The sequence below is a fragment of the Ammonifex thiophilus genome (assembly GCF_003368535.1).
Taxonomy (GTDB): domain Bacteria; phylum Bacillota; class Desulfotomaculia; order Desulfotomaculales; family Ammonificaceae; genus Ammonifex; species Ammonifex thiophilus.
The window spans coordinates 30,030-44,140 of sequence record NZ_QSLN01000004.1; the positions used below are offsets into that span (position 1 = coordinate 30,030).

Here is a 14,111-nt window from a genome sequence, read left to right on the forward strand (position 1 = left end):
GAGACCGGGCCATGTTCAAGCAGATAGCCTACGTCTGGGAAAGGGAATGGCGCTACATTTTCCGGAATCGCCGCCTGCTGGGGATATTGCTGGGGGTACCCCTTCTCTACTGCACCCTCCTGGGAATCCTCTACTACGAGAATACGGTAAACCGTATTTCCCTGGGGGTACTGGACCTGGACAACTCCTCTCTAAGCCGGGCCGTAATCCGTGCCTTTCAAGACTCCGATCGCTTCCGGCACATTATGAGTTTTACCGACCAGAAAGAGCTGGAGCAGGCCATGCACCAAGGCAAGATCATGGTCGCCCTCTTTATTCCACCTAACTTTTCCAAGGAAGTAAAGACGGGCAAAGGCGGCAAAGTGATGCTGATAACCAACGGCACCAATCTGATTATAGCCAACACTTCCCTCACGGCCGCCAGCGAAATCGTGCAGACCCTCTCGGGCGCTACCTTGGTTCGCTACCTAGAAAAAGGCGGGATGTCGCCCGAAACGGCCTTGCGTCTGGCCCAGCCCATATCCTTCAAGGTGCGCGTTTGGTACAACCCCACTCTCAACTACTCCAACTTCCTACTCCTGGGGCTCATAGCCACCATCACCCAGCAGGTGGCCCTGCTTTACGTAGCGGTTGCCATCGTGCGAGAAAAAGAGCTCGGTACTCTAGCCGAAATTAAGGCCCACTGCTCCAGTGTCTTCGCCATAACCTTAGGCAAGATCCTCCCCTATTTCGTCTTCAACTTTGTAACCCTGAACCTCATGTTTGTTGAAGCCATACTCCTCTTCCGCATTCCCTTCAGGGGAAGCTACCCCCTCCTCCTTCTGCTCACCGCCTGCTTCCTGGCTTGCATCTTAAGCTTCGGTGTCATGGTCTCGGCCCTCTGCCGCAATGAACTTGAGGCCACCCAGATAGCCATGCTCTTCGCTGTCCCCTCCTTCCTCTTTTCTGGCTTTACCTGGCCTTTCATGGCCATGCCCCTCCCAGCCAAGATACTGGGCCACCTCATGCCCCTGACCTACTACGCCGAAAACGTACGTAAAATCTTCTTGATGAACGCCGGATTCACAGACATAGCCAAGGACCTGGGAATTCTTACTCTGATGACCCTCTTCTGCTTCGGGGCGGCGCTCGTGGTGGTCAAGTGCAAGTACTTCGCGACCAAGCCGGAAGAGGCAGCGAAAACACAATGTTAACTTCATCTTATCCAGGTGGTTGACAATCGAGTCTTCGGCTAGTAAACTTTTGAAAAACGATTCTCGAGGAGGGGGAGAATTTGGCTCTGAGTCTCACCGAAAGGGTAGAAGTTTTTCGCGGGAGGATTTTCGAGTTTACCCGGAGCTCCGGACTTTCCACCCAGATCGCCTTGGCCCTCTTTGGAGCTGCCTTCATCGGGCTGGCGGCACAGATAAGGATACCCCTACCCTTCACCCCCGTACCCATCACCGGCCAGACCTTCGCCGTACTCTTCCTGGCCATCCTGATGGGAACCAGGGCCGGCACTTTAAGCTCCCTCTTCTATGTCCTTTTCGGCGGCCTGGGGCTTCCCTGGTTTGCCGGCTTCAAGGGAGGTTTTGCCGTCCTGGCCGGACCTACTGGCGGATACCTCATAGGGTTTATTCTGGCCGCCCTCTTGGTAGGTTACCTTTGCGACCACTTCGCCTGGGCCCGGCGGCTCCCAGGCCTCATAGCCAGTCTGCTGGTGGCTAACTTCTTGGTCATACACGGCCTCGGGATCCTCTGGCTGGGAGCGGTAACCGGAACCCATTCTTTAAGCAAGCTTTTACTTTTAGGCAGCCTTCCCTTCGTGCCCGGTGACCTTCTGAAGATAGCCTTCGCCGCCAGCCTGGGACGACTCGTCCTTCCCAGCAGATAAGCCGCACCATGGTACGCTTAAGAGGTCATCACCTGATTTGTTTGCAGTTTTTCCGGGGGGAAGGGTACAGCCAGGAATTCGTGCGCAACCTGGAAGAAATTCTATGCCGATTATCCAGGGGAGAGGAAGTAGAAATAGTGGAGGGAGCAGACCTCGTCTGCTCCCTCTGCCCTTTTCTCCAGAAAGGTCGGTGCACCAACGGCCCGGAAGCCGAGGTGAAGGTTAAGGCCAGAGACGCCTTCGCCCTGGCCGGACTGGGCCTGCAGCCGGGAACCCGGGTAGACTGGGTAGAGGTAAAGAGAAGGTTTCGCCGCTTGCCACTGGAATGGCTAAAGGAGCACTGCAAAGGTTGCGAGTGGCAGAGGATTTGTCTTGAGTCGGCTGAAATCTTTTAGAGTAAAGGAGCGGCTGGAGGTATCTCCGGCGTGACTGAAGCAGGTTTTCCTCAAGAGTGGCAGCAGAAAGCGGCGGAGATCATAGAAAGCGGCCGCCTCATTGTGCTGGTGGGAGGAGTAGACAGCGGCAAAACCACCTTCGCCTCCTACCTGGTGAACCGGATTATGGAAGCGGGGCTTTCCTGCGCGGTGGTGGACGCCGATGTGGGGCAGGCGAGCATCGGGCCCCCGGCGGTCATAAGTCTGGGTTTTCCGGAGAGTCCGGTGGAAAGGCTTTCCGACATTCCCATGGACTCCTTTTACTTCGCCGGAGCCATAAGCCCCCAGAATCACCTGCTCCCCTGCGTAGTAGGAACCAAAAAGATGGTGGAATTGGCCCGGAAAAAGAAAAATCCCGACCGGATCGTAGTGGACACCACCGGGCTGGTGCGGGGAAGAGTGGGCAGGACGCTTAAGGCTTATAAGCTCGACCTTCTGGAGCCCGACGTCGTGGTCTTCTTTCAGCGCCGGAAGGAGCTTGAGGACCTAGCAAGAATCTGGGAAAGAAGGGCCAAAGCTTTCCGCCTGCGGGTGGCGGCGGAAGTACAGCGCAAAACCTTCGAGGAGCGGGCGCGCAACCGGGAAGAAAAGTGGCGCCTTTACTTTGCCGAAAGCACCAGACACGAGCTTCCTTTGAAAGAGCTGGCCTTTTCCCGGGGCATTCTAGGAGCAGGCCAGCCTTTGGAACGGGAAGAAAGAGAAAAGCTCTCTTCTTCTCTGGGGAAAAAGGTTTTGTGGGCGGAAAGCTCTTCAGAACAGGGTATTCTGGTGGTGGAAGAGAGATTGAGCGAAGATGAGCTTCTGTGGGTCAAGGCCTGCCTGGGTTTGGAGCAGGCAGACCTTCACCAACTGAGCCCCCTTTACTTCCGGGGGCTGCTGGTGGCGCTGATAAGCGAAGGAGGAGAAGCGCGCGCTTTAGGGATAGTGCAAGAGCTCGACTTTGAAGGCGAAAAGATAAGCATCCTCTCCCCTCTTCCGGCCGGGGAAAAGATCGCGGAAATCCAGTTCGGCTCCTACCGCTTCCCCCTCATAAACGGCCAGCCCGCCTTTCAGCGCGCGGCTTTCCGTCCACCGGAGCACGGCCAACCTTCCGAGGATTAGCCCCCTGCCTTAGCCAGGCGGATGGCCCAGCCCCAGGCACGAGCTTTGTCCCGCCCTTTCAAGCCGGTGTTCCAGTTGAGCCAGAGATCGTAAAGCTTCTGATAGTACCTCTGGGTTCTTTTGCTCCGCGGAGGCGGATTGAAAGCCATAATCTGGAGATAGCGAACCAAGGCCTCCTCGTCAAAACGCTTGTACACGTAATAGTCCAGCACCTTTTTCGCCTCGTTAAGGTCAACACCGTTCTGCTTAAAGCGGCGTGCCATCCCTTCCGCCTCGCGTGTGATGATCTCCCAGTCCACCTCTCCTACCCCCTCAGTAAGGACCTCCCGGCATCTCCCGCCGATCGAGTTCTTCCCGCGCAAGAATGGCGGCTACCTTCTCCAACCCTTCGCAGAAAAGAAGACCCTGCTTTTCCGCTTCGCGGCAGCACTCTTCCACCCATTTCTCCAACTCCTGCCCCTCAAGAAGGCGAGCCCCGACTCCCAGCCGCCCCGCCTCCGCATTCCGAAGAGTCGTAGATAAAAGCTTGATTTCTACGCTTCCCATTCCCACGGGCTTGCCCGCCCCCATTTTCACCGGAAACCGGTGGGCCGGGTGCAACCCCATGGCCGTGAGCAACACGCCCATCAAAGCGGCATCGAGATTATTAAAATGAAGCGTCGCTTTGAACGATTGTCCTTCTTTTAAGACCACCCGCGCATCCGGCCCCGAAGCTATTTTCCCGTGGTAGTAAAACTTTCTGCCCCTGGCCTCTCTTTTTCCGCCCAGATAGCTCCGGGGCAAGCCGTTTTTGACCCGAGCCGGAGTCCACAAGATGGGGATGCGAGTAAGAACCGCTTTGGTCCCTTCCGGCATCACAACGTCGGGAATCTGCACATTGCCCTGATAACTTTCGCCTCTAGGGCCGGTCATGCCGAAAATTCGGCAAGCAGGGCAAAGCTCGTCCACTCTGGTGCAACGGTTAGGTCTATTCGGAACAAAAGCCCGCACCTTATCGTTCGTTATCCTCAGACAAGAATAGGAAATGGCTTCTGTGAGACTTCTCAAAGCTCCTTTGAGCGAAGATCCAGGTATCACGTGAAGCCGCTTACCTTCCCTTTCCACGCCCGCATGGCAGGCAGCCAATACTTCTGCTCCTTGCCTGGTTTTAACGAAGTCCGAAAACCCCGAGCCCACCTGCAAAGGGCGCAGTAAGTGGAGCTCGCACTCCAGGGTTCCGGTATAAGAAGCAAACCGGTGATGTCCGGGACAAAGAGCACGGACGCAGCGATCGGGAAAAGGGACGAAATCATAAGGCTTCCACTCCACCTCTCTCCCTCCCTAGCCTCCGTAAGGTTTCAGCTGCCACTTCTCCTGATCCCGCTCCTTTTTAGGCACCAGAACCAGGCCGGCGTAGCGAACCAAAGAAAAAGAAGGATTTTCCCGGTCGCGGTACTTGTACACCCGGACGACCACGTAAGCGTCATCGTTACCCGCCACTCCGTAGTCCAGATACCGCGGATACTGGGTCTTAACCCACCGACCTCCCCTAGGCTCCCCCGCTAGGAGGTGATATCCTTTCTCGACCAGGAACCAATCGCCCTTGCCTTTCAGCTCCGGAGGAAGGGCAGAATAGGCCTCTTCCTCCACAAGTAGGGAAAAAACCACCTGCCTCCCCCGGCGCTCCTGGCGCAGCTCGGCCTTGGGACTGAAAATCCTGAGAACTTCCCACTTTTCGGCCAGTGCCTCCCTCCAGCCTTTCAAAAGAGTTGGCAGGCGAATTTCCCCTTCATTCCACCCGAACCACCAGGTTTCGCCCACCGGCCAGAGGTCGGTTTCTATGGCCTTGCTAACTAGCTCCTCCCGCAACAGAAGCAACCAGCCCTTCAAGCTATCTCCTCCAACCAGCGGGGGACGGCTTTCTCCATCCACCTCACCGCTTCTTCGCCCGCAGCACTCAGCACATGATAGATGCCCTTCTTGGCCGCATCCTTTGCTCCCAGATCCAGCCGTTCCCTCTCGGCGGGAGGAAGCCTGAATTCCTTCCTGACCTCTTCCTCACAAAGAGCCCCCACTCCCCACAAAGCTCCTTCAGGGGAGCGAAGGGTGTAGATGGCAAGCCTCTCCACTTCCAGCCTGACACGTCCAAGGCCCCGGGATTTGCCGAATCCTATGGGAACCAGCCCTTCACCTATATCCAGAAGGGCTGCCAAGAGAAGGCCGAACTGGCCCAGAGTAAAGTTGCGCAGGGTTATGGTGCCCCGGAAACTCCCGTCGGTGACCACCTCCATCTCAAAAGGTCCCTTGGCCACCGCTCCAGTCACCCGGTCGATGGCCACGCCGTAGCGGGTGGAGCAGACCGGCTCCTTTTCCGGGTAAAAGTCGCTCACCCGCACCCGGCCGGCCAGACCGGTGGTGCCGAAAAGACGGCAGATGTAGCAAGATTTCCGGTAGGCTTCGGGTCCTTTATCTTTGTCCCTGACCAGGCAGGCGGTTTTTAAGTTCCAGCTCTCCCTCTCCCTGTGGTTTAAGGGATCGCAGGCTTCTTCCTTTTTCACCGAGCGCACCAGACGCTCGGCGTGACTGCGCAGAACCCCGCGAAAAGAGGAGCCGGGGATGAAAGGCACTTCCTCGCCGCCGGCTCGCCTCATACGCACGAAGCTCATGTCCGGCAGGGTGGGGTCCAGTGCTTCCATCCCTTCTCCTCCTGCCTTCACCAGCAGAGGAGTGTCCGGATAGAGCAGGAACTCGAACACGGCCTCGTTGAAGAAGCGGCTATGCACCCTTCCCACCTCCGCAGGAGTTCCAAAAGCTCTCAAGCCACCGCTCAAGTTCCTCCGGAGCAACGAGCCTCATTTCTCCTCGGGTGATGTAGTTCTTCAAAGCCTCCCTATCGGTTCCGTCCACCGTGTGCACCTGCACCTTCTCCAGGCGCACGAAACCCAAACCCCGCCCCTTAAAGCCCCCCACCTGGATACGGCCCTCCCAAAGCTCCCGGATACCTAGCCACACAAGTCCTAGCTCGTCCGGTGAGAGGTTTTCGGCCAGCAGCTCCAGGCGGAACCGGGTACCGGGAGGCACGACCTCGAAATCGAACTTATTGCGCACTGCTTCCTTTTCCCGGTCTATGGCCACCCCGTCTCTTATCTGGGGCTTGACATTTTCATCTAGGCAAAAGAGATCGCTTACCCGCACCCGGGAAGCCAGCCAAGGACTGCCGAAGAGACGGCAGATGCGGCAGGATTTATCCCAAACCCTAAAAGCCAGATCCTTCTTGCTCTGGCGTAGTTCCCTCATATCCTCGGTCTTGATGCACCACTCATTCTTGTCCACCGGGTTGCAGGCTCCTTTCCCTCCCCCTGGGCTGGGCTCGAGGGTACGAACCAGGCGCTCCAGGTGGCTCCGGAGCACCCCCCGCAGGGAGGAACCGGGAATGTAAGGTTGGCCGTTTAAAAGTAGTATGGGCAAGTCACTGGCCGTGGGAAGGAGGGGGTCGCTCCCCGCTCCTATGCGCAGGGCCGTCTGGCAGACCAATTCACCTCGAATTATCAGTCTGTTGATGAAGGTATCCCAAAGTGGAGGCCTGACCTCTAAGCTCAACTGCGATCCCCTCCTAAGTAGTCGCGCCCGATAAAGGCCCGCCGCAGAAAGCCTAAAAGGCGCACCAATGCTTCTACTTTCATCGCCTTGTCGGGTAACCGCTCATCTTTCTCCAGAGATCGCATGACCTCACGGATATGCTCGATAAGTCCGAGTTCCTTCCAAAATTTACTGGATTGCGGCCGGCTCGCCTGATAAGCCATCCAGTTGTCGAAAACTTTGAAAGATTTAGCGCTGCGCGCTACTTCAATGGCCCGCGAAAGCTGCGAGCTTCCCATGTCATCTGATTTTCCTACCCGGCCTTTTATCTTCTTTACAATATCTTCCGCCTTGAGCACCAGCTCTTCATTAATTTCCTCCAGCTGCCGATATGCGGAACTCATCCTTCCCCTCCTTTGTCCGCACCGAAATTTTGTCCGCATCGAAATGGAGATGAAAAGGATCGCACACCACCGCTTCTCCCCAGCCTTCCGCAGTTTTCTCTCCCAAGCCCCTCTCCTCTACCTCCTGAAGAAAGGCCAGAACCTCGTCTCTTGCTGCCAGCGGCGCCCGATACACGAGCACGCTCCCCGGCACCGCCGCCGTCACCACCGGCTTGGGCAAGCCCCAAGCTTGCGACCAACCTTCCCAGGTCTCCCATTCAACCGCCGAAACCTCCTCGAGATACGCAAGCCCTGAGGGTACGGTGGTTACATACCTGGCCAGCACCCCGGCATCGTCCCATCCCCAAGGTTTTCCTCCTTCTCCCGGAAGCAGAAGGGGGGAACGAAGGGTGAGGGAGAAGTAAAGATAGGAACGATCATTGCCGAGTCCGAGTTGCTGCTGAAAGTCATTCAGCCTCGCTTCCAAAGGAGCCAAATAAGGATCCTCTACTTCATCCAGCCTTAACAGAGCCTTCCCTAACCCCCTGGCCTTTGCCGTGCCCAGGTATACCGGCCAACCCCCATCGACAAGCGGACGGCAGGCGGCAAGAGCTTCTCTGAGCTTAAAAAACTCCTCCTCTGTTCCTTGCCACCATCCAGAGAAGTAGGGCCACGTGGCCGCATCTAGAGCGTAAAGAATGCCTTCCGCTGCCGTTTCCGTACGACGGTCCAGCCCCACCCGCATAAGCCAACGGCGCTCGATCTTCATCTCCCGGTACCCTTCCCCGCGAAGCGAGCGGGCGGCCAGCCCCCGGTAGCGCTCCAAGCGCTCGCGGCATACAGAACATTCAAAGGGCGCTTCACTCCTAAGGCCCAGGCGGCGGCGCAAGTTGGGAAGCAGCCAGTCGCTGGCTCCGTGCTTCCCGTCACCTAGTCCCCCTTGGACTTTACATTTGCGGGCGGTCAAGGGGAGAGGGAAGCCCTCCCACCCCTCCTCCGCCGGTACGGGATAAAGAAAGCCAAATCTCGCGCCGGAGCTGAAAATCGCCGCCAGTTCGGCTTTGCCCCTTCCGGCGCTGAGAAGCATCTCGGCCAGGGCGCCGCGCCAGGCACTGCCGGGCACGTAATCGCGCCCCCGCACTACGTTTTGTACCGCCACCCCCCTGCTAACAAGCCAGGAACCTTCAAACCGAAGCTGCGCCCGACAGCGCACGCTCGATCACCTCCTCAGCAAACCGCTTCACATCCGACACGGCAACCCAGCCCCTTTCGGGATCCCAACTCTTTATCTCGCTGACCTCGATCCTCGCCCTCCCCAGACCCCGGCTCTTCTGCCCGCCCATGTAGGTAACAAGGCGCAAAGAAGCCAGGAGCCAGCCAAGGAGTTCCGGAGCACCCTCCCTGAGCTCGACCTCCCCGACAAAACGCAGTTCCTTTCCCCCAGCAGAAGAAGAAACTACTTCCGTGAAAAAGAGCCTCTCCTCCTCCACCGTGTTCCGGCGGCGATCGATCCCTATACCCATCCTAAGCAAACGAAGTTCTGCAATCTCGGCCTCACCGGGCTTTGGATCCAGCACAAAATCCCTGAAATACAAAGCTCCTTGGCGCCAGGGACTGCCGAAGAGCCGGCAAGCCGGGCAGTAATTCTCCTCCGGGTAACCCTGGGGGCACATGAGCTCCGGATAAGGAGGAGAACAAACCGGCTGATTTAAAGTTTTAAGGAGCCTTTCCAGGCAAGCCCGCAGTCTCCCCCGCACGGTAGAAGCGGGAAGATAAGGCCGACCTTCCTTATCTAGCACCACCGTTCGGTCTACCAGAAGCTGTGGGGAACCGGTGCCGCCTATGTGAAGCATGCCCTCAAACCTCACTTCTAGCTTCAAAAGCCAAAGCTTTCCCAATTGCACCTCTCCCCTTTAACCGAGGATCTTAAGCAACTCCGCCAGATCAACAAGCACAGAAAAATGGTAGAAACCCTCCTTTTGCTCATCAACACCGAAAACCTTTCGTTCAGGGCTAAAGAAGGTAGGGAACATCAACTCGCGAAGCGTCGGCGGGACTTTCTCTCTTTTTTCGAGCTCATCAAAAAGTCCCTTTTCCCTCTTGCGCTCTTTCTGGTAAAGATACAAAAGCGTGGCTACTTTCGGGCTTCCCTTAACGAAAGCCGTTGCTAGGCGCAAGAGGGAACCGGAGTAAGAACGGAGCTCCCTTGCCTTGTCTATCAAGAAGCCCAGTTCCTCTGCGCTCAGAGGACGCAAGGTAAGGCAGAGGTTCATAACCTTCCCCGGCTTCAAAAAGGCTCTACGCAGGAAATCATCCAGATCACCGGGAATTTGATCGGCGGAAGGAGCCAGGAAGAAAGCAATTGTCCCGCCTCTCTCGTATCCTCGCTCGCGCGCCGCGCGCTTGGCCCACTTGAGGAGCTCTTCTTCGGTAAAGTTAAGAGTACGAAATACAGGGGCTTTCTCATCGGTTACCAATACGCCCAGAGAAAAGGAGATGCGTCCCTTGACATCTTGAGCCGGAGCAAACTCCCGATCGGTAAGCTCCACGAAATAACGGGCAAAGTGAAGCCCGACCGGTCCCCAGGCAAAAAGGCTGATATCTTCTCCTCCCAGAAGCAGCATCTGGAAGGGAAGACGTTTTAGCTCTCGAGAAGCCTCTTCACTATTCATGGCCTCCCTCAAGGCTTGAGCTGCGGCCTTCCAGGTGACCCGCTTTATGCGCTGCGTCCACTGTAACGCAGAGGCTAGCTTATCGATCTTCTGCTGGAGTACCCCGCCAAAGTTATTGCCGTCCCCGTAAACCACCGCTACCCACTTGTGGGCAAGATTTTCGGGAGGAAGTTCGTTTAAAGAGTCGGGCGGTTCCAGGCGGACAAAAGCCTCCCTGTCCACTACTTCCTCCCCAAGCTTTTTCACCATGCGACACCTTAACTCTCTACCTTTTTCCCGCTTGGTGTAACACACACGGCAAGCAGGCTCGAGTTGCTTCTCTGGTGTCTGATACCATCCCTCGGCCACCCGCTTTTTGCATATAGAACAGCGCTCCTCAAAAGGAAGGGCTTCGCCCGCTACCGGAAAAACCAGATTTCTTTCTTTTTCTAATTCCCGGTTCGCCCTACGCAGCACTTCCTGGAACTCGGTAAGGAGCCCTTTGACTTTCACCGGGCTGGCGGCAGTAGCCACCAGGCTACTTCCTGTTCTCTCAAAGAACCTTTGCTTGATTTTTTTCTGCCAGTATTTGCCTTCTTCTTCGTCGGGAACCAAGAATTCTAAGCGTGATCCCGCTGCACGCAAAAGCACCTCAACACCCAGCTCGCTCTCCACATCCCTTTCCAGACTTTCGGTAATCTCGTCAAGCAAAGCAGAAGCTCCCCTTATTTCGTTGAGCCCCGGGCTGGCAAAAACATACTGTTTAACCCGCTGGACCGCACCTATAACCAGAGTTACACCTAACTCATCCGGCAGGCTCTGGGCCTCGGAAGAAAAAAAACCGCCTCACTCACAGCCCGAACCAGATCGCCGTCGACATCCCGGGGGAACGGGGCTTTTCCCTGGAAAGCAGAGAGGAGAAGCTCCATCCCTTTCGGCCAAGAGAGAAGATGCTCCTCCAGTTCTTCAGCCAGGGGGGAAACGAGCGAAGCCAGCCGAACCGCGTTGAGGAGTTCTTTCTCGACCTTCCGCTGCCGCAGAAGAAGGTTTAAGAGAGCCGTCCGGATTACCACTGCGTCGGCCAAAAGGGTTTCCGTAATTCCGCTTCCGAGAGCCGGGAGTATGGGAGGAAAACCGGGGTCTTGTTTCCTGCTCCGGAAGTTAATGCTTCCGTCTATCTTCTCTACCTCCGGCGCATCCAAACGCAAGGGGAAAACCAACTCATAGTACTCTTTAGCCCAGGAGCGAGCTGCTTTGTCAGCCATATCTTCCAAGCTGGAGCCAGCTTTAATCCTCTGGGCCAGCAAATCGGCCACGTGCTTCCGAACCCGCTTTAAGCCCTCTTCGGTGAAATAATACTTGCGTCTGGTAAAGATATCCTGCCACTCCAGCAAAAGGATTACCCCCTTACATATCCAGCAGTTCCTCGCGTGGGAGCTGACGGCGAGGCAATCTCACGCCCGTTAGTTGAAAAACTTCTTCGATGAAACCTCCGATAACCGAACCATACTGCCTGTAGCTCGCCTCACTTAGCGGAACGGTTCCGTGAGCCAGAATAGAAGAATTTCTGGCCTCCAAAGCATTGCGCATCTTAGACTCCTGCTGGCGCCAGAGCTGCCCGACGGGATCATTGAGCTCGGCCAAAAGCTCAAAGCTTTTCACCAACCCCAGCCTTATGCGCCCCTTTTCGTCCTGCCAGGGAAGGTGCTTATCCCGTAACTCCGGAGGTAGCTGATCTAGAGCGAGGTTTCCGGTATCCAAGTTCCACGCCTGCCGCAGGCGCACCTGAGCGGTCATCTCTAAGGCCCGGTAAAGTCGGGCCACCGCATCATCGTACCGGCCTTGCTCTGTCCGCCGCTCGGCATTAAGCAAAAGATCCATTACCGGCTCATAGCCCGTAACCTTTTTCTTTTCTCCGGCCAGCCCCAGAGCTACTTCAATATAAGGAGCAACCTTCTCCCCACCTACAAGGCGCAAGAGCTCGAGCGCCTTCCGGTGGTCGAAAACATCCCAGGCATAAAATGCTTGGCACAACAGGCGAATCCGGAGGAAGCGGTCTCTTAAATCCGAAGAGAGCCGGTATCTGGTCGTTAGCTGGGACAGAACTTTGTCGGCCGTATCGTAGGCATAAGAGCGCAAAAACTCGGCTGCCTGCGAGCGGTAGAGCTCAGCAGCTACCACCTGCTTATCGGCAAACACGGCGTGATCGCCGCCCCGCACCTTGATCAGATCAAACCGAGGCCCTATGTTAACGGACAGGTCCCAGCCCTCCCGCAACGCTGCCAGCAAGGCTAGGGCTACCGACATAGTCTTGGTGCCACCGGTGTAGTTGGCAATTACTTCTGCGTCCGGACCAAAACGTTCTCTTATCCGGTTTTCCAGATCAACCAGCTTGCGGTAGCAAGAGGCAAGGTCATCCGGATCGTCAACTTCTACTTTTTCGTACGATCCGGGCGGCAACTGTAACTGCCGCACGATAGATTCCCCTTTGGGGTTGTTGCCAAGAGGTATTTCTGTTTTGCACTTCGGGCACTTGATGGTTCGGGAATCGCCGCAAGGATCTCCTTCTCCATCTACCGCAACCGTACTGCCTTTGGGACCCCCGGAGCAAAAGAAGTAAATGAAATCCGGTTTGTACTCCCGACAGGCATTAACTACGGGGGCACAAGACCCTCCGACCGAAAGGACCAGAATTCTGGGCGGCAACTTATCTCCCACCTCTCATGCCAGCGATGACTTTTTCGGCTACCCGAGGCAAGTCTTCAGCGGTAACAATGTCGCGCACACCATAATGAATGGCTCTCGCCTTGTAAACAGGAGGAATCTTCTCGGAAAGCTGGCTGGTCACTATGAAACTCCGAGCGAACCTGCCCAACGCAGTGGCCACGGCCCTGACTTTGGGAAGAGCCCCTTTTAGGCTTCCGATCTTACACTCAATGACCGCCAGTTGCCCGTGCCGCACCATCACCACGTCGAGTTCGTTCTCCAGACCGGCCACACAAATACCAGTGGCGATATCGTCAAAGTAACCGCTTTCCTTCAGGAGTAGAAAAACCATGACCTCAAGCCACTCCCCCCCGAGCACCGGCTTCCAGTCAGGGACTACTTCCCAATAGTTTCCGCTTCGTTTTATGGCCCCGTATTTGAGAAGCAAACTAACCAGCTGCTCATCAAGTCCTTCGGCCTCAACCATAGTTTACTTGTTGCTAATGACTTTGGCAAACTTTTCCAGAAAAGAGATCATAACGGAAAACCGCTGAGGCCAGAGGGTATAAAGATCCCATGCAAAATCAAAAGCAGCATCAGGAAATAACTGGCGAGACGAAGGATACACTGGCTTGCCGTAAGACTTGAAGTAGATGGGAACGGTGAGACGGCCCGCCAAATCAAAAGGAAGAGATTCCTGAGATAAAGATACGGGATCATATCGGATAAGGCGGAGGTTGGCAGTATCCACGTAAAGACAGGGGAGGCCGGCATCTTGGGCGGCTAAGAAGGCTCCGACAGACATGCACTTAGTACCTCCGGTGAAATTAACTAGCACTTGAGCAGAAGTTCTCTTCTGCGCGTCCTTTATCGCCTCGTATACAACTCGACGAGCACTTTCCGGGTCGTAAGCATCGACGAACTGATCCCACACTCTAACCTTGACGCCGGCTTCTGATTCTAAGGTAGCTTGGAGATCATCCAGAGCTCTCCGCAAGGGCGAATTTTCTTGTCCGGCATCGCGAGAACATATCAGGTAGACCTTGCTAATATTTAAACCATGCTGGAACACAGGAATAATGTTCTGCATCCTTTCCTCGCTGACCAAACAGACCATCGCGTACGACACAAGAACCCCTCCAAAAGAAAGTCAACACTATTCATAGGTAGGCTACAAACCTGGCCGCACGCCCTCAGCACCCCGGCCACCTCGGCGTTTCAATCCCTCATAGGTAGGCTACAAACGGGACGAGGAGCATGTCGGGGTACGTGCGTAAGAAGTGTTTCAATCCCTCATAGGTAGGCTACAAACTTCTGGGAGGGGCAGGCGCGCACTTCTACGAAACACCGTTTCAATCCCTCATAGGTAGGCTACAAACTTCTGGGAGGGGCAGGCGCGCACTTC

Annotated in this window: 17 protein-coding genes and 1 CRISPR repeat array (1 of these 18 only partly in view); of the genes, 4 read left to right on the top strand and 13 right to left on the bottom strand. The window is 55.9% G+C overall.

The window, feature by feature from the left end:
• The first annotated feature begins 11 nt into the window (after positions 1–11).
• The 4 genes from DXX99_RS04560 to DXX99_RS04575 all read left to right on the top strand — a co-directional run bounded on the left by DXX99_RS04560 (position 12) and on the right by DXX99_RS04575 (position 3,408).
• Positions 12–1,193: an ABC transporter permease gene (locus DXX99_RS04560; RefSeq protein WP_115792337.1), complete on the top strand. Its 1,182-nt coding sequence runs from the start codon at positions 12–14 to the stop codon at positions 1,191–1,193.
• 80 nt (positions 1,194–1,273) lie between these two features.
• Positions 1,274–1,873: a biotin transporter BioY gene (locus DXX99_RS04565; RefSeq protein WP_205664637.1), complete on the top strand. Its 600-nt coding sequence runs from the start codon at positions 1,274–1,276 to the stop codon at positions 1,871–1,873.
• Positions 1,874–1,881: 8 nt separating this feature from the next.
• Positions 1,882–2,268, top strand: coding sequence for a DUF1284 domain-containing protein (locus DXX99_RS04570; RefSeq protein ID WP_115792338.1), 387 nt, complete (start codon positions 1,882–1,884; stop codon positions 2,266–2,268).
• 30 nt (positions 2,269–2,298) lie between these two features.
• Complete coding sequence (locus tag DXX99_RS04575; protein WP_165847717.1) at positions 2,299–3,408, top strand: Clp1/GlmU family protein; 1,110 nt, start codon at positions 2,299–2,301, stop codon at positions 3,406–3,408.
• On the opposite strand, the gene DXX99_RS04580 is transcribed toward DXX99_RS04575, so the two are convergent.
• From DXX99_RS04580 to DXX99_RS04640, 13 genes are all read right to left on the bottom strand, one after another.
• Entirely contained in the window at positions 3,405–3,707 is a 303-nt protein-coding gene (locus tag DXX99_RS04580; protein ID WP_115792340.1) for a hypothetical protein, read from the bottom strand. The genes DXX99_RS04575 and DXX99_RS04580 overlap by 4 nt on opposite strands.
• 13 nt (positions 3,708–3,720) lie before the next feature.
• Complete coding sequence (locus DXX99_RS04585; RefSeq protein ID WP_115792341.1) at positions 3,721–4,716, bottom strand: RAMP superfamily CRISPR-associated protein; 996 nt, start codon at positions 4,714–4,716, stop codon at positions 3,721–3,723.
• A 12-nt stretch (positions 4,717–4,728) separates the two neighbouring features.
• Positions 4,729–5,277: a hypothetical protein gene (locus DXX99_RS04590; protein ID WP_115792342.1), complete on the bottom strand. Its 549-nt coding sequence runs from the start codon at positions 5,275–5,277 to the stop codon at positions 4,729–4,731.
• Positions 5,274–6,170, bottom strand: a complete 897-nt coding sequence (locus DXX99_RS04595; protein WP_115792343.1) for an RAMP superfamily CRISPR-associated protein — start codon at positions 6,168–6,170, stop codon at positions 5,274–5,276. The genes DXX99_RS04590 and DXX99_RS04595 overlap by 4 nt, the downstream gene beginning before the upstream one ends.
• Positions 6,163–6,987 carry a type III CRISPR-associated RAMP protein Csx7 gene (csx7, locus tag DXX99_RS04600; RefSeq protein WP_115792344.1) on the bottom strand — a complete coding sequence of 275 codons (825 nt, stop codon included), beginning with the start codon at positions 6,985–6,987 and terminating at the stop codon, positions 6,163–6,165. Before csx7 ends, DXX99_RS04595 begins: the two co-directional genes overlap by 8 nt.
• Positions 6,984–7,370: a hypothetical protein gene (locus tag DXX99_RS04605; protein WP_115792345.1), complete on the bottom strand. Its 387-nt coding sequence runs from the start codon at positions 7,368–7,370 to the stop codon at positions 6,984–6,986. The genes csx7 and DXX99_RS04605 overlap by 4 nt, the downstream gene beginning before the upstream one ends.
• Complete coding sequence (locus tag DXX99_RS04610) at positions 7,336–8,562, bottom strand: hypothetical protein (RefSeq protein ID WP_115792346.1); 1,227 nt, start codon at positions 8,560–8,562, stop codon at positions 7,336–7,338. Before DXX99_RS04610 ends, DXX99_RS04605 begins: the two co-directional genes overlap by 35 nt.
• The gene (locus tag DXX99_RS04615) at positions 8,534–9,247 is read right to left on the bottom strand and encodes an RAMP superfamily CRISPR-associated protein (RefSeq protein ID WP_115792347.1); all 714 of its coding nucleotides are present in this window, start codon (positions 9,245–9,247) and stop codon (positions 8,534–8,536) included. The genes DXX99_RS04610 and DXX99_RS04615 overlap by 29 nt, the downstream gene beginning before the upstream one ends.
• Before the next feature lie 15 nt (positions 9,248–9,262).
• Positions 9,263–10,711 (bottom strand): hypothetical protein, encoded by a 1,449-nt coding sequence (locus tag DXX99_RS04620; protein ID WP_115792348.1) that lies wholly within the window; start codon positions 10,709–10,711, stop codon positions 9,263–9,265.
• Positions 10,712–10,800: 89 nt separating this feature from the next.
• Positions 10,801–11,394, bottom strand: a complete 594-nt coding sequence (locus DXX99_RS04625) for a hypothetical protein (protein ID WP_115792349.1) — start codon at positions 11,392–11,394, stop codon at positions 10,801–10,803.
• Between the two features lie 13 nt (positions 11,395–11,407).
• Positions 11,408–12,475, bottom strand: coding sequence for a TIGR02710 family CRISPR-associated CARF protein (locus DXX99_RS04630; RefSeq protein ID WP_165847718.1), 1,068 nt, complete (start codon positions 12,473–12,475; stop codon positions 11,408–11,410).
• A 232-nt stretch (positions 12,476–12,707) separates the two neighbouring features.
• A complete protein-coding gene (locus tag DXX99_RS04635; RefSeq protein ID WP_115792351.1) occupies positions 12,708–13,193 on the bottom strand; it encodes a Card1-like endonuclease domain-containing protein in 486 nt (161 codons plus the stop codon).
• A 3-nt stretch (positions 13,194–13,196) separates the two neighbouring features.
• The gene (locus DXX99_RS04640; protein WP_115792352.1) at positions 13,197–13,835 is read right to left on the bottom strand and encodes an HFX_2341 family transcriptional regulator domain-containing protein; all 639 of its coding nucleotides are present in this window, start codon (positions 13,833–13,835) and stop codon (positions 13,197–13,199) included.
• A gap of 86 nt (positions 13,836–13,921) precedes the next feature.
• Positions 13,922–14,111: direct repeats of the CRISPR family, unit length 30 nt; unit sequence GTTTCAATCCCTCATAGGTAGGCTACAAAC (it continues 2,569 nt past the right edge of the window).

Excerpts from the sequence above, each read along its gene's own strand:
- DXX99_RS04570 (WP_115792338.1), top strand. The coding sequence starts at position 1,882 with ATGGTACGCTTAAGAGGTCATCACCTGATTTGTTTGCAGTTTTTCCGG.
- DXX99_RS04605 (WP_115792345.1), bottom strand. The coding sequence starts at position 7,370 with ATGAGTTCCGCATATCGGCAGCTGGAGGAAATTAATGAAGAGCTGGTG.
- DXX99_RS04560 (WP_115792337.1), top strand. The coding sequence starts at position 12 with ATGTTCAAGCAGATAGCCTACGTCTGGGAAAGGGAATGGCGCTACATT.
- DXX99_RS04635 (WP_115792351.1), bottom strand. The coding sequence starts at position 13,193 with ATGGTTGAGGCCGAAGGACTTGATGAGCAGCTGGTTAGTTTGCTTCTC.